Origin of the sequence: Jannaschia sp. 2305UL9-9 (assembly GCF_041403465.1) — a bacterium.
Taxonomy (GTDB): domain Bacteria; phylum Pseudomonadota; class Alphaproteobacteria; order Rhodobacterales; family Rhodobacteraceae; genus Jannaschia.
This window is the reverse complement of sequence record NZ_JBGEHM010000002.1, coordinates 888,769-901,834: the sequence shown is the minus strand read 5'-3', so window position 1 is coordinate 901,834 and position 13,066 is coordinate 888,769. Positions and strand designations below refer to the sequence as shown.

The following is a 13,066-nucleotide window of genomic DNA, read 5'->3' as shown; positions in this document are numbered from 1 at the left end:
AATCGGACGCCGGTCGCCACCTGCTTCAAGTTGCGAAGAAAAGTGTCAGCTGTCCATCTTCAGCGCGTTGATGAAGGCGCTTTGCGGGATCTCCACCTTGCCGAACTGACGCATCTTCTTCTTGCCCGCCTTCTGCTTTTCCAGAAGCTTCTTCTTGCGGGTCGCGTCGCCGCCGTAGCATTTGGCCGTCACATCCTTGCGCATCGCGCTCAGCGTCTCGCGCGCCACGACCTTGCCGCCGATGGCCGCCTGGATCGGAATCTTGAACATGTGCCGCGGGATCAGCTCCTTCAGCTTTTCCACCATCGCCCGGCCCCGCGTCTCGGCGCGGTCGCGGTGCACCATCATCGACAGGGCATCCACGGGTTCCTCGTTCACCAGCAACTGCATCTTGACCAATGCGTCTTCCCGGTAGCCGATCATCTGATAGTCGAAGGAGGCATAGCCCTTGGTGACCGACTTCAACCGGTCGTAGAAATCGAAGACCACTTCGTTGAGGGGCAGATCATAGACGACCATCGCGCGCGGCCCGGCATAGGTCAGGTCCATCTGGATGCCGCGACGGTCCTGGCACAGCTTGAGAACGTCGCCGAGATAATCATCGGGCACGAGTATGGTCGCCTTGATCCGCGGCTCCTCGACGTGGTCGACATAGGTCAGGTCGGGCATGTCTGCGGGATTGTGAAGATCCTGAATCTCCGGCTCCTCGCCTTCCTTCGTCTTCATGTGGATGTGATAGACAACGCTGGGCGCGGTCGTGATCAGGTCGATGTCATATTCCCGCTCGATACGGTCCCGGATGACCTCGAGGTGCAGAAGCCCGAGAAACCCGCAACGAAAGCCGAAGCCGAGGGCGGCAGAGGATTCGACCTCGTAGCTGAAGGATGCGTCGTTCAGCGCAAGCTTTTCGATGGCATCGCGCAGATCCTCGAACAGGGCACTGTCGACGGGAAAGAGACCGCAGAACACGACGGGTTGCGACGGTGCAAAACCCGGCAGCGCCAGCTTCGTTCCACCCTTCTCATGCGTGATCGTATCACCGACACGCGTATCGCGCACCTGTTTGATCGAAGCGGTCAGGAAGCCTATCTCACCCGGTCCCAGTTCGTCGATCTGGGTCATGGCAGGGCGGAAGACACCGATGCGGTCGACGTGATGCACCGTATCGTTGGACATGAACCGGACGCGGTCGTTCTTTTTCAACTTGCCGTCGATGACCCGCACGAGGACGATCACGCCAAGGTAGGCGTCATACCAGCTGTCCACCAGCATCGCCTTGAGCGGTGCATCGGGGTCGCCCTTGGGCGCGGGCAGCTTGTCGATGATGGCCTGCAACGTCTCGCGGATGCCCTGGCCGGTCTTGGCGCTGACCAGCAAGGCGTCCGAGGCGTCGATGCCGATGACATCCTCGATCTGTTCGGCCACCCGTTCCGGCTCGGACGCGGGCAGGTCGATCTTGTTGAGGACGGGCACGATCTCGTGATCCGCCTCGATGGCGTGATAGACGTTGGCCAGCGTCTGCGCCTCGACCCCTTGGGTGCTGTCCACGACCAGAAGCGAGCCTTCGACGGCACGCATGGAACGGCTGACCTCGTAGGCGAAATCGACGTGGCCCGGCGTGTCGATCAGGTTGAGGATGTAGGTCTCGCCATCGGCGGCGAGGAACTCGATCCGCACGGTCTGCGCCTTGATGGTGATGCCGCGTTCGCGCTCGATATCCATCGAGTCGAGCATCTGCTCCTTCATGTCGCGCATGGCGACGGTGTTCGTCTCCTGGATCAGACGGTCGGCAAGGGTGGATTTGCCGTGATCGATATGGGCGACGATGGAGAAATTGCGAATACGGGAGAGGTCGGTCATGTGGCGCGGCCCTAGCTAGTTTGGACAGCAGATATACCGGGTGCGGGGTGGCGGAAAGGGGGTGGGGTGTCGCGGGGGCGGCTGCATGGGGGCGATACGACATCGGCGCGCGTGCAGCATGTCCAGTTCGGGTGGACGATCCGAAAAGAAGACCACGATGCAATGGCTGCTTCCGAAATCTGAGGACACGGGCAAGCTGGGCGATGTTCTCGATTTTCTCGGCCTGCGCATGTCGAAAACGAACCGCTCGGATACGGCGGGGTTCCTTGCGGCGGACCTGATGAGCTTGGTGCAAATGGTCGATGCAATTCATCAAGCGCAAGCCGCGACCGGACAGGTAGGCGCATGCCGATCCGGCGCTTTGCCGCCCGCACCGCAGTTGACAGATGCCTTGCATTCCCCCATCTGCACCTCAACCCCGCCCCTCGGGCAGCGTGAGCCGGTTGTCCATGAGGGATGGCCCATCGACGGGCGGGTTGCTTTCCCAAGGATCACGCCGGGGAGGCGCGAAGCGATCGCTTCGTGACCCCTTACCCCCGCGCCATGGGCGCGGCGTTTGCGTCCGCGTGGCGCCAGAAAGATACATCATGGATTTCGACATGCTGGGGCTGAAGCCCCGCCTCATCACTGCCTTGACTGAAATGGGCATCAAGGACCCCACCCCGATCCAGCAGCAGGCGATCCCGCATGCCCTGAACGGGCGCGACGTCATGGGCCTGGCCCAGACGGGCACGGGCAAGACCGCCGCCTTCGGCCTGCCGCTGGTGCAGCACCTGCTGTCGGCCGACGAACGCCCCGTGGCACGCGGCGCGCGCGCCCTGATCCTGGCCCCCACCCGCGAGCTGGTGAACCAGATCGTCGAGAACCTCACGGGCTACATCAAGGGATCGCACCTCAAGGTCGCGCGCGTCATGGGCGGCGTCGGCATCAACCCGCAGATCAAGCGGATGGAGCGGGGCGTCGACCTGCTCGTGGCCACACCGGGCCGGTTGCTGGACCTGATGGACCGGGGCGCCGTCAACCTGAAGGACACGCATTTCCTCGTGCTGGACGAGGCCGACCAGATGCTGGACATGGGGTTCATCCATGACCTCAAGAAGATCGCCGCGAAACTGCCGGCCGAGCGTCAGACGATGCTGTTCTCGGCCACGATGCCCAAGGACATGGAACAGCTTGCCGCGACCTACCTGACCAATCCGGTGCGGGTGCAGGTGGCCACGTCCGGCCAGACGGCGGACAAGATCGAGCAGTCGATCCATTTCATCGCCAAGGGCGAGAAGCCGGGTTTCCTTCTGGACCTGCTGCGCCAGCACGAGGGCGAGGCCGCGCTGGTCTTTGCGCGCACCAAGCACGGCTCCGACCGTCTGGCCAAGCAGCTGACGGGCGCGGGCATCAACACGGTGGCGATCCACGGCAACCGCAGTCAGGGGCAGCGGACGCGCGCGTTGGAGGCATTCACCAACGGCGATGCGCTGGTCATGGTGGCGACGGATGTGGCTGCCCGGGGCCTCGACATTCCGGTGGTCAAGCACGTGTACAACTTCGAGTTGCCCAACGTGCCCGAAACCTACGTGCACCGTATCGGGCGGACGGCCCGCGCAGGGCGCGAGGGCGCCGCGATCACGCTGTGCGCGCCTGACGAGATGGGGGAGCTGAAGGATATCGAGAAGATCCTGAAGGGCGAGATCCCCGTCGCCTCCGGGCGGCGCTGGTCGCCCAGCCAGGAGGAGGCGAAGCCCAAGCGCGGCGGCGGCGGTGGTGGCGGTCGCCGTGGCGGCGGCGGCGGTCAGCGCTCCGGTGGCGGTGGCCGTCCGCAGGGCGGTGCGAAACCGGGTGGTGCAAAGCCCGCCGGCGGAAACCGCCGTCGTCGCCCCCGCAAGACCGCCTGACGCCTGCCCCTAACGACAACCCGCGCCCTCACGCATCTGTGATGGCGCGGGTATGCGGCCCCGAACGCACCGCACATCGCCCGCGGCAAGGCGGAAAATGGCCAATCCGATTGCCGATTGGCGTCACCGCGCGGACGCAGGGCATCCTGTCGCGGTGGGCGGCGATTGATCCTTCTGCGCGCCTCTGTCATCGTTGCAAAAAACAAGATGACCGGAGGCAGAGCAGCATGACCCCGATCAAGATAGGTGCATTTCTCGTGACGACGCTGGCCCTGTCGGCCTGTGGCGGCGGGCGTGGTGGCGATGTCACCTCGGCACGGACCTATTATGCGACCGGACCGATCCAGACGGCCTGCATTCGTGCGGACCGCCGTGCCGCCGATCGGCAGTTGTGTGGCTGCGTTCAAGCGGTCGCAAACGACAGCCTGTCGAGCCGGGACAGATCGCGTGCCGTCAAGTTCTTCAAGAACCCGCACAGCGCACAGGTCACGCGACAGTCGGACCGCCCCTCTGACGAGGCTTTCTGGAAAAGGTACAAGGCCTTCGTCTCTCGGGCCGAGCAGATCTGTCGCTGACTCGGCTGGAATAGGCCCGCACGCGGGCTGTTGTCGGAGGACGGCCGGTTCCGCCCCGCGCCCGAACAGCCAGATGATCGGGAACCGGAAGTCCGCTCAGGGCGTTTGGCAGAATGTCCGCAAATCGGACTCAGCCAAACCCCACGAGACAGGAGTCGCCCCATGGCCTATCTGCCCCTCATCCTGCTTATCGCGCTGCTTGCGATGACGCTGTATTTCCTGCGCGCCACGAACGAAGCTGTCGCCAGGGGGCGCCCGACCGGCGGCATGGGGGAGACCGTCGTGCGCGACAAGGCGATCGAGGACAGGAAGACCGTCGAGGACAAGGCGTCCTCCTGACCGCTTCTCCAGCTTTCCCGTATCTTAAAAACGAAAAACCCCGCCAATCATGGCGGGGTCTTGCGTTCGGACGTCACGGACGACCGCGTCGCCGGGGCTATCAGCTCTCCAGAGCGGCGGCGGTGTCGGACGACTTGGCGATGTCCTTCTTGATCTTCAGGGCGCGCGGCGACAGGTTCGCGTCCTTTTCCTTGGCAAGGAAGGCATCCAGACCGCCACGGTGGTCGACGGTGCGCAGGGCCGAGGCCGAGATACGCAGCTTGAACACGCGGCCGAGGGCCTCGGATTGCAGGGAAACATCGTTCAGGTTGGGCAGAAAGCGGCGACGGGTCTTGTTGTTCGCGTGGCTGACGTTGTTGCCCGACATCGGGCCTTTTCCGGAGAGTTCGCAAACGCGCGACATGGCAGGACCTCGGGGTTACGGAGTTGAAATAAGGCACGGGACCGAATGAACGGCCCCGCAGGTCGCGGCCTGATATGCCCGGGAACCGGTGGCGTCAAGACCCTGCGGACACAGGATCGACGACACCGAGGGATTCCAGCATCTCGCGCGCTGCGGCTTCGGGGGCGCGGGCGCCTGCGGCGACATCTTCGGCCAGTTCGACCATGCGGGTTCGGATCACGCCATCGGCGGTCAGCCGGGCCAGCAGGCCCTCGCGCACTTCGGACCGGAACCAGTGGGCCGCCTGCGAGGCCCGATTCGCCTTCCAGTGCCCGGCCTCCCGGCGCCAGTCGGCCAGGGCCTGCATGTCGTCCCATGCCTGTGCCAGGCCATCCTCGCGCAGGGCAGACACCGGCAGCGCGCGGGGAAACCCCTCCGGGTCCTGTGGTCTCTTGCGCAACAGGCGCAGGGCCCCGGCGTAATCGGCAACGGTGCGGGTGGCGGCGGGCTTCAGATCGCCATCCGCCTTGTTGACCAGAATCATGTCCGCGATTTCCATGATGCCCCGCTTGACCCCCTGCAGTTCATCGCCACCGGCAGGCGCCAGCAGCAGGACGAACAGGTCACACATCTGGGCCACCATCGTCTCGGACTGGCCGACGCCGACCGTCTCGACCAGAACGACATCGTATCCGGCCGCCTCGCACAGGGCGACGCCCTCGCGGGACCGGCGGGCCACCCCACCGAGGTGCGTGGCGGACGGAGAGGGCCGGATGAACGCATTTGGCGACCGGCTGAGCCGGTCCATTCGCGTCTTGTCGCCCAATATGGACCCGCCGGTGCGCGTGCTGCTGGGATCGACGGCAAGGACCGCGACGCGCAGGCCCCGTTCCGTCAGCATCATGCCGAAGGCTTCGATAAAGGTCGACTTGCCGACGCCCGGCGTGCCGGACAGGCCGATGCGCAACGCCTCCCTGCCCTCGCGGCGGAGGGCGTCCAGCAGGGTCGTGGCGCGCGCGCGGTGATCGGCACGGGTGCTTTCGACAAGCGTGATCGCCCGCGCAAGGGCACGGCGGTCACCGGCCACGAGTGGCGCGCGGAGGGGATCGTCGGTCATCGCGCACAGGGATGCCCGCGCCATCCGGGTGATGCAAGGGTGTCACGCCCGGATGTTTCAGGAACAGGATCGCCGGTTCTGCGCAATCCTCGGCCATCGGGGTGTGCGCCCGGTCAGGATGGGCTAGGACAGGACCGACCCCATTCAGGAGACGCGGCATGTCCCTCCGCCCATTGATCTGCGCCACAACCCTGATGCTCTCGTCCCTGACGGCGACAGCACAGGGCGTCGATGCGCAATACACCCTGTCGTTGCGCGGGATTACCGGCGGCACGATAGCCCTGCGCGGGCGAGATCAGGGCGGCAGCTATGCCGTATCCTCCGCTGCACAGGCCTCGGGTATGGTGGGTGCCCTCGTCAAATACGGCTTCGAAGGCAGCGTGCAGGGGACCGTCAACGGAGGTCGATACGCCCCGACCATCTATACCGAGGTCGAGGACGACGACGGAGAGCGCACATCCTCCGTCACGCGGTTCCGTAACGGCACGCCGACGGACGTCACCTTCGACCCGCCCCGCGCGCCCGAACCCCACGATGTCGACCCGACGGCACAGCGGGGTGTGATCGACCCGCTGACCGCGCTTTACGACGTCTTGCAGCCGGTGGATGCGGCGGGGGCCTGTGACAGGCGCTATGACCTGTTCGACGGGCGCGGTGTGTCGCGCCTGACCCTTGCCGCACCGCGCGCACGGGGGGATGGCACGGTGACCTGTGCGTCACGCTACCTGCGGGTGCGGGGCTACTCGCCCGAGGATCTGGCAAAGCGGCCGTCGGTGGACATGACCTTCATCTATGCCCCCCTGCCCGACGGGCGCGTGCAGGTCAGCGAAATCAGGTCGAGCACGCGTCTGGGCGACATGGTGCTGCGCCGCCAATGACGACGACGCCCCTGCCCATCGACGCGGCATTGCCCGATGTCCTGGCGGCGATATCCGATGGCGGCGTGGCCGTGTTGCAGGCCCCGCCCGGCGCCGGCAAGACGACGCGCGTTCCCCTTGCCCTGCTGCCGGTCGTATCGGGCCGCATCATCATGTTGGAGCCGCGTCGCCTTGCCGCGCGAGCGGCGGCCGTACGCATGGCGCAGACACTGGGCGAAGCGGTCGGGGGAACCGTCGGCTTTCGCATGCGCGGGGCCTCGAAGGTGTCGCAGGCCACGCGGATCGAGGTCGTCACCGAAGGCATCCTGACCCGCATGCTGCAAGCCGACCCGGAGTTGCCGGGCGTCGGTTGCGTCATCTTCGACGAATTCCACGAACGGTCCCTGAACGCCGACCTCGGGCTGGCCCTGGCGTGGGAAGCGCGACAGGTCCTGCGCCCGGACCTCAAGCTGGTGGTGATGTCGGCAACCCTGGATGCGGGGCCCGTGGCGGAAATGCTGAACGCCCCCGTCGTCACCAGCGCAGGCCGCGCCTTCGAGGTAGAGCGCAGTTGGAGAGATCGCCCCCCGCCTGACGGCCAACGGTTCGAGGCGCAGGTTGCCGCCCTCGTGCAACAGGCACTGACGGAAGGGACCGGCGACGTGTTGGCCTTCCTGCCCGGAGAAGGCGAGATTCGCCGCTGCGCCGCCATGCTGCACGGCTGCGGCGCAGAGGTGCGGCCCCTGTTCGGCGCGCTTCCCTTCGAACAGCAGCAAGCGGCGATCCAACCCGGCACCGGTCGGCGCGTGGTGCTGGCGACGTCAATTGCCGAAACCTCCCTGACGATCGAGGGCATTCGCGCGGTGGTGGACGGCGGCCGTGCGCGGCGCGCGCGGTTCGATCCCGCGTCGGGCATGTCCCGGCTGGTTACCGAACGGGTCACACGGGCCGAGGCACAGCAACGCGCCGGCCGGGCGGGCCGCGTCGCGGCGGGCGTGGCCTATGCCAACTGGACCCGCGGCGAGGAAGGCGGGCTGCATGCCTTTCCCGACCCCGAGATCGCGAACGCCGACCTGTCCGGTCTGGCCCTTGAACTGGCCGTCTGGGGATCATCGGACCTATCGTTCCTGACACCCCCACCGGACGCGGCCCTCGATGGGGCGCGGGCCCTGTTGCGCGACCTTGGCGCCTTGACCGCAGATGGCGCGATAACCGATCACGGACGGGCCTTGGCGCGCCTGCCCCTGCATCCGCGCCTCGGGCACATGGTCCTGCGTGGCGGACCGGGTTCGGCCCGATTGGCGGGTCTTCTGTCCGTGCGCCCCTCACCGGGGTCCGTCGACCTGAGCGAAGCCCTGCGCCGCCCTACCGCCGAAGCGCGGGCCGAAGCCAAACGGTTGCAGCGATACGAGGCCGGCCCGGAGGTTTCGGACGCCCAGAGGCTGGCGCTGGCCTATCCGGATCGTATCGGTCTTCGGCGGGCGGGCGATGCCCCGAGGTGGCTGTTGTCCGGCGGCAAGGGCGCGCGGATGGAGGCAGGGGATGCCCTGTCCGCGGCCCGCCTGATCGTGGCTTGCGACCTTGATGGCGACCGCACGCAGGCCCGCGTACGCCGTGCCCTGCCCATCCCCGAGGCGGACCTGCGTGCGGTTCTGGGTGACCGTATCGCCTGGGTCGATGTCTGCGCATGGTCCGATCGGCACCGCCGCGTGGAAACCCGTCGGCAGGAGCGTCTGGGCGCCATCGTTCTGGACGATCGGCAATGGTCCGACGCCCCCCGCGAGCAGGTGGCACGGGCGGCGCTGGACGGCGTGCGCGCGCTTGGCCTTGGATGCCTCGACTGGACACGCCGCGCGCGGTTCTGGCGCGCCCGCGTGGCCGCCGCCGGTCTGCGCGATGTCTCCGATGACGCCTTGCTTTCGGCGGCCGAAGACTGGCTGCTGCCGTACCTCGATGGAATACGCGACGCACCCGGTCTTGGCCGTCTTGATCCGTTCGACGCCCTCGAAGCTTGGCTGGGCTGGGAGGAGGGGCAACGCCTGAACCGCATTGCCCCCGCCCATTTCGTCACCCCGCTCGGGCGCAAGGTTCCCATCGACTACGGGCATGAGGTTCCGACCATCTCCCTCCGCCTGCAGGAGGTGTTGGGCGTCACGCGGCATCCCACCGTCGGGGATACGGCCTTGCGGATGGAACTGCTGTCTCCGGCCAGCCGACCCGTTGCAATCACGCAGGACCTGCCGGGATTCTGGACAGGATCCTATGCCGATGTGCGCCGCGACATGCGTGCGCAATACCCTCGCCATCCCTGGCCCGAGGATCCGACGACCGCCCCGCCGACCACGCGTGCCAAGCCACGCGGAACGTGATGGCGCCGCGCCGGGTCAGGCGAGGATATCGGCCATCAGGTCCGACGCCGGATCCAGCAGATCATCGATGACATCGAAGTGGTGTTTGCGGCGATCCACCCGCAAGGGTGCGCGCCATGCGTCGGAAAGGGCGCGGGCCTGCCACAGGAAACTGGGCCGCTCATCGCCGCCGACGTGGATGGCGACCCGGGCCTGCGATCGCTTGTGTCCCAGAACCGGGCTTTCGGACAAAGCCTCCGCCTCATCGAGGCGCCAATCCGCGTTCAGGCTTTGGGGCACAAGCGGGCGCAGATCGGCAACCGGGCTGATCGGCACACAGGTCGCGATGCGCCCCGCGCAGACCGGCGATGCATCCGGCATCAACATGCGGGCGACCAGATGCCCGCCCGCGCTGTGCCCCGTCAGCCGGATGGGCCCGTCCACATGGGCCGCCGCGCAATCCACCGCCTGCGCGACATGTCGCGTGATGTCCGCGATCCGCACAAGCGGGGCAAGTGGGTAGCCGACTATCGCCACCGCGTGATCGGCGGCAAGCGCGCCCTTGGCGAAATGCGACCAGTCCGATTTGCCGAACCGACGCCAATATCCGCCATGTACGAAAACGACGAGGCCTCGCGCAGGATTGACCGGATGAAACAGGTCGAGGCGTGCCCTCTCCGCCGCGTCATAGGGGATGTCGAACATCGCGTTGGCCGTCGCGCGGAAAATGGCGGCCTCGGCGGCCCAGCGGACCGGAAAAGACCCCGCATCCGGGATGTAATCGGCATTGGCATAGGCGGCGTCCAGCTCTGCCTGCGACATTTGTTGCCAATGCTGCATCGAATGCTCCTCTTGCGTGCCGTCAGACCATCAGACGCCAACCGTGACGCTGAAACCTAGTCGTGCCGAAACGCTCTGCAAATGAAAAGGGCGCCCAGATGGACGCCCCTGTCGGTCTATGATCCGATCGACGGAACTCAGTGGAGTTTGGCCGATACCGTCTCGATCGATTGATCGATCAGGGCGTCTGCATCGCTTGCCGACATCTGCTTTGCCACGATCTCACCGGCGACGGCCGTAGCGACCGAGATGGCACGATCACGAACTTCGCGGACGGCGGCGTTCCGGGCGCTGTCGATCTGATCGACGGCGGCGTTCAGACGACGCTCGACGCTGGCCTCCAGATCGGCGCGGGCCTGAACGTTGGCGGCTTCGGCTTCGGCCTTGGCCGTCGCGACGATTTCGGCTGCGAGGTCGTTGGCTTCACGGGTCTTGCGCTCATAGGATGCCAGCAGGCTCTGCGCTTCTTCACGCAGCGCACGGGCCTCGTCGAGGTCGTTGCGAATGCCTTCAGCGCGGGAATCCAGCATCCCCGTCAGCATTCCCGGAACCTTGAAGTAGACCAGAATGCCGATGAAGATCAGAAAACCGATGGTCACGATGAAATCGGTGTTCGCAAGGCTGAAAAACGGGCCAGACGCGGCAACGGCGGGCGTCGCGGTGGCAGCCAGCATGAGGGGCAGTGCAAAACGCATGGTTCAGTTCCCTTTCACGCGGGCGTCGACGGCGGCATCGATCGCGGACTGGTCAGCCTTGGCCCCAAGGGCGGCGACGATGGCAGAGGCGACATCACGGGCCACTTCGGCCACGGTTTCCGCCTGGCCATCGCGGATTTCGGCGATCTGCGCATCGCTTTCGGCCATCTTGTCGGCGATCTTGGCGTCGGCTTCGGCGATCGCCGCATCAAGGTCGGCCTTGATCGCGGCGCGTGCCTCGTTGCCGATGCGCTGTGCTTCGGCGCGGGCATCGGCCAGCGCCTTGTTGTACGTCCCTTCGGCCTCGACCGCCTGACGCTTGAGGTCTTCGGCAGCCGCGAGGTCGTTGGAGATGGTTCCGGACCGTTCCGCTAGGACGGCGCTGACGCGCGGCAGAGCGATACGGGTCAGGATGAAGAAGATCGCGGCAAGCGCGATAACCAGCCAGAATATCTGGTTGGCGAACCAGTCGGCGCACAATTGCGGCATGCCAATGGCAAAGCCACCTGCGTCGACGCAGAGGCCCGCGAGTTCGAGATCAATCGGTTCTGTGGCCATGGATCGCGTCCCGTCCGTCTGATGGTCCATCGGCGGGCAACCCTCGGGTCACCCGCCGCACGTAAGGATAGTCTGGTTCGCCTTAGACGGCGAACATCAGCAGCAGAGCCACCAGGAACGAGAAGATGCCCAGGGCTTCGGCAAATGCGATGCCGATGAACAGCGTCGCCGTCTGACCGCCAGCGGCGGAGGGGTTGCGCAGGGCGCCGGAGAGGAAGTTGCCAGCCACGTTGCCGACGCCGAGTGCGGCCAGGCCGGAGCCCATAGCTGCAAGGCCTGCGCCGAGGTATTGACCGAGGTTTGCGATATCACCTTCCATGGGGTGTACTCCTTACGATTGGAAGTTGTCGTGGTAGTCGACTGGGCGCAGCAGGGCCGCGTCAGTGATGGGGGTGCAGTGCGTCCTTGAGATACACGCAGGTGAGGATCGTGAACACGTAGGCCTGGATCACGGCGACAAGCACCTCCAGCCCGTAGATCGCGACGACACCGAGAACGGCAAAGGGTGCGACGGCGGTGACCTGACCGAAGCCCGCGAACACCTTGAGAACGGCGTGACCGGCGGTCAGGTTGCCCGCAAGACGAATGGAGTGGCTGACCGGCCGCACGAAGTAGGAGATGACCTCGATGATGGCCAGCACGGGGCGGATGGCCAGCGGCGCGGAGGACACCCAGAAGAGGCTCAGGAACGAGGGGCCGTTCTTGACGAAGCCAAGGATCGTGACCGCGAAGAACACACCGAAGCCCAGAACCGCGGTCGTCGCGATGTGCGACGTCGTCGAGAAGGACATCGGGATGAGCGCGAGGAAGTTCGCGAACAGGATGAAGAGGAAGACGGTGAAGATGTAGGGGAAGTACTTCACCCCATCCTTGCCGGTCACGTCCTCGACCATCTTGTAGACGAACCCGTAGGCAAGTTCGGCGACCGACTGCGTCCGCGACGGAACGATGGCGCGACCACGGGTGCCGATGACGAACAGACCAGCGACACACAGCACAGCCAGGGCCAGCCACAGCGTCGCGTTGGTGATGGTCAGCATTCCGACCGGATCGCCAGCATCGCCGAACAGCGGCTTGACGATGAACTGGTCCATCGGGTGAAAGGACAGTCCGCCTTCGGAATAAGCGTCTTCAGCCATCGGTATCCCCGTCTTTCGGCGCACCAGCACCGGGTTCCTTCAAAGCGGACATCGCGTCGATGCCGCCCTGCACCTCCTTGGCGGAGGAAATCATCACCTTGACCCCTGCGGCGAACCCCAGAAGCACGAACACCACCATCAGGTACGGCTGGGTCCCGAGAACGGCGTCGAGGCCGTAGCCGATGCCGAACCCGATACCCAGGCCCGCCACCATCTCGATCACCATCCGCCAGGCCAGCTGAGCCTGAGAGTAGTGTTCCTCCATGTGGTCCTTGGCTTCCGGTCCTTTCGCCGCTGCGATCCGCGCTTCGAGGGCACGCAACCGGTCGGTGTCTGGATCGTCGGACATGTGAACCCCACGGATGTTGGAGCAGGGTCTATGCGCAGGGGTCGGACCTGTCAATGCAGGCGCAGAAACCCGATTTCTTTATTATCTTCAATATATTGCCAGAAACCAAAAGCCGAAT

The 13,066-nt window shown here is 65.7% G+C and carries 14 protein-coding genes; 5 read left to right on the top strand and 9 right to left on the bottom strand.

The genetic code is table 11. From position 1 onward, the window contains the following. Nucleotides 1-45: 45 nt before the first annotated feature. Complete coding sequence (lepA, locus tag V6N07_RS12430) at nucleotides 46-1,860, bottom strand: translation elongation factor 4 (protein ID WP_371156624.1); 1,815 nt, start codon at nucleotides 1,858-1,860, stop codon at nucleotides 46-48. A 587-nt stretch (nucleotides 1,861-2,447) separates the two neighbouring features. Here lepA and V6N07_RS12425 point away from each other — a divergent pair. The 3 genes from V6N07_RS12425 (at nucleotide 2,448) to V6N07_RS12415 (ending at nucleotide 4,663) form a co-directional block, all read left to right on the top strand. After that, nucleotides 2,448-3,749, top strand: coding sequence for a DEAD/DEAH box helicase (locus V6N07_RS12425; protein ID WP_371156623.1), 1,302 nt, complete (start codon nucleotides 2,448-2,450; stop codon nucleotides 3,747-3,749). 227 nt (nucleotides 3,750-3,976) lie between these two features. After that, nucleotides 3,977-4,324, top strand: coding sequence for a hypothetical protein (locus V6N07_RS12420; protein ID WP_371156622.1), 348 nt, complete (start codon nucleotides 3,977-3,979; stop codon nucleotides 4,322-4,324). 162 nt (nucleotides 4,325-4,486) lie between these two features. Beyond that, nucleotides 4,487-4,663, top strand: a complete 177-nt coding sequence (locus tag V6N07_RS12415; RefSeq protein ID WP_371156621.1) for a hypothetical protein — start codon at nucleotides 4,487-4,489, stop codon at nucleotides 4,661-4,663. A 100-nt stretch (nucleotides 4,664-4,763) separates the two neighbouring features. On the opposite strand, the gene rpmB is transcribed toward V6N07_RS12415, so the two are convergent. Both rpmB and meaB read right to left on the bottom strand, forming a co-directional pair. Then, entirely contained in the window at nucleotides 4,764-5,066 is a 303-nt protein-coding gene (gene rpmB, locus V6N07_RS12410) for a 50S ribosomal protein L28 (protein ID WP_371156620.1), read from the bottom strand. 94 nt (nucleotides 5,067-5,160) lie between these two features. Continuing rightward, a complete protein-coding gene (meaB, locus tag V6N07_RS12405) occupies nucleotides 5,161-6,162 on the bottom strand; it encodes a methylmalonyl Co-A mutase-associated GTPase MeaB (RefSeq protein ID WP_371156619.1) in 1,002 nt (333 codons plus the stop codon). A gap of 158 nt (nucleotides 6,163-6,320) precedes the next feature. On the opposite strand from meaB, the gene V6N07_RS12400 reads away from it, so the two are divergent. Next, nucleotides 6,321-7,040 carry a DUF3108 domain-containing protein gene (locus V6N07_RS12400; RefSeq protein ID WP_371156618.1) on the top strand — a complete coding sequence of 240 codons (720 nt, stop codon included), beginning with the start codon at nucleotides 6,321-6,323 and terminating at the stop codon, nucleotides 7,038-7,040. Further along, nucleotides 7,037-9,388: an ATP-dependent helicase HrpB gene (hrpB, locus tag V6N07_RS12395; RefSeq protein WP_371156617.1), complete on the top strand. Its 2,352-nt coding sequence runs from the start codon at nucleotides 7,037-7,039 to the stop codon at nucleotides 9,386-9,388. Before V6N07_RS12400 ends, hrpB begins: the two co-directional genes overlap by 4 nt. 15 nt (nucleotides 9,389-9,403) lie before the next feature. On the opposite strand, the gene V6N07_RS12390 is transcribed toward hrpB, so the two are convergent. The 6 genes from V6N07_RS12390 to V6N07_RS12365 all read right to left on the bottom strand — a co-directional run bounded on the left by V6N07_RS12390 (nucleotide 9,404) and on the right by V6N07_RS12365 (nucleotide 12,948). Further along, the gene (locus tag V6N07_RS12390) at nucleotides 9,404-10,207 is read right to left on the bottom strand and encodes an alpha/beta hydrolase (RefSeq protein ID WP_371156616.1); all 804 of its coding nucleotides are present in this window, start codon (nucleotides 10,205-10,207) and stop codon (nucleotides 9,404-9,406) included. Between the two features lie 137 nt (nucleotides 10,208-10,344). Then, the gene (locus V6N07_RS12385) at nucleotides 10,345-10,902 is read right to left on the bottom strand and encodes a F0F1 ATP synthase subunit B (protein ID WP_371156615.1); all 558 of its coding nucleotides are present in this window, start codon (nucleotides 10,900-10,902) and stop codon (nucleotides 10,345-10,347) included. A gap of 3 nt (nucleotides 10,903-10,905) precedes the next feature. After that, a complete protein-coding gene (locus V6N07_RS12380; RefSeq protein ID WP_371156614.1) occupies nucleotides 10,906-11,460 on the bottom strand; it encodes a F0F1 ATP synthase subunit B' in 555 nt (184 codons plus the stop codon). Nucleotides 11,461-11,542: 82 nt separating this feature from the next. After that, nucleotides 11,543-11,779: a F0F1 ATP synthase subunit C gene (locus V6N07_RS12375; RefSeq protein WP_371156613.1), complete on the bottom strand. Its 237-nt coding sequence runs from the start codon at nucleotides 11,777-11,779 to the stop codon at nucleotides 11,543-11,545. A gap of 61 nt (nucleotides 11,780-11,840) precedes the next feature. After that, nucleotides 11,841-12,599: a F0F1 ATP synthase subunit A gene (locus V6N07_RS12370; protein ID WP_371156612.1), complete on the bottom strand. Its 759-nt coding sequence runs from the start codon at nucleotides 12,597-12,599 to the stop codon at nucleotides 11,841-11,843. Then, nucleotides 12,592-12,948 carry an AtpZ/AtpI family protein gene (locus V6N07_RS12365; protein WP_371156611.1) on the bottom strand — a complete coding sequence of 119 codons (357 nt, stop codon included), beginning with the start codon at nucleotides 12,946-12,948 and terminating at the stop codon, nucleotides 12,592-12,594. The genes V6N07_RS12370 and V6N07_RS12365 overlap by 8 nt, the downstream gene beginning before the upstream one ends. Nucleotides 12,949-13,066: the final 118 nt, after the last annotated feature.

What these genes read in the sequence shown, in the direction of transcription:
- V6N07_RS12380 (WP_371156614.1), bottom strand. Translation starts at nt 11,460, where the DNA reads ATGGCCACAGAACCGATTGATCTCGAACTCGCGGGCCTCTGCGTCGAC.
- V6N07_RS12400 (WP_371156618.1), top strand. Translation starts at nt 6,321, where the DNA reads ATGTCCCTCCGCCCATTGATCTGCGCCACAACCCTGATGCTCTCGTCC.
- V6N07_RS12375 (WP_371156613.1), bottom strand. Translation starts at nt 11,779, where the DNA reads ATGGAAGGTGATATCGCAAACCTCGGTCAATACCTCGGCGCAGGCCTT.
- meaB (WP_371156619.1), bottom strand. Translation starts at nt 6,162, where the DNA reads ATGACCGACGATCCCCTCCGCGCGCCACTCGTGGCCGGTGACCGCCGT.
- V6N07_RS12365 (WP_371156611.1), bottom strand. Translation starts at nt 12,948, where the DNA reads ATGTCCGACGATCCAGACACCGACCGGTTGCGTGCCCTCGAAGCGCGG.
- V6N07_RS12370 (WP_371156612.1), bottom strand. Translation starts at nt 12,599, where the DNA reads ATGGCTGAAGACGCTTATTCCGAAGGCGGACTGTCCTTTCACCCGATG.
- V6N07_RS12390 (WP_371156616.1), bottom strand. Translation starts at nt 10,207, where the DNA reads ATGCAGCATTGGCAACAAATGTCGCAGGCAGAGCTGGACGCCGCCTAT.
- lepA (WP_371156624.1), bottom strand. Translation starts at nt 1,860, where the DNA reads ATGACCGACCTCTCCCGTATTCGCAATTTCTCCATCGTCGCCCATATC.
- V6N07_RS12425 (WP_371156623.1), top strand. Translation starts at nt 2,448, where the DNA reads ATGGATTTCGACATGCTGGGGCTGAAGCCCCGCCTCATCACTGCCTTG.
- V6N07_RS12420 (WP_371156622.1), top strand. Translation starts at nt 3,977, where the DNA reads ATGACCCCGATCAAGATAGGTGCATTTCTCGTGACGACGCTGGCCCTG.
- V6N07_RS12385 (WP_371156615.1), bottom strand. Translation starts at nt 10,902, where the DNA reads ATGCGTTTTGCACTGCCCCTCATGCTGGCTGCCACCGCGACGCCCGCC.
- V6N07_RS12415 (WP_371156621.1), top strand. Translation starts at nt 4,487, where the DNA reads ATGGCCTATCTGCCCCTCATCCTGCTTATCGCGCTGCTTGCGATGACG.
- hrpB (WP_371156617.1), top strand. Translation starts at nt 7,037, where the DNA reads ATGACGACGACGCCCCTGCCCATCGACGCGGCATTGCCCGATGTCCTG.
- rpmB (WP_371156620.1), bottom strand. Translation starts at nt 5,066, where the DNA reads ATGTCGCGCGTTTGCGAACTCTCCGGAAAAGGCCCGATGTCGGGCAAC.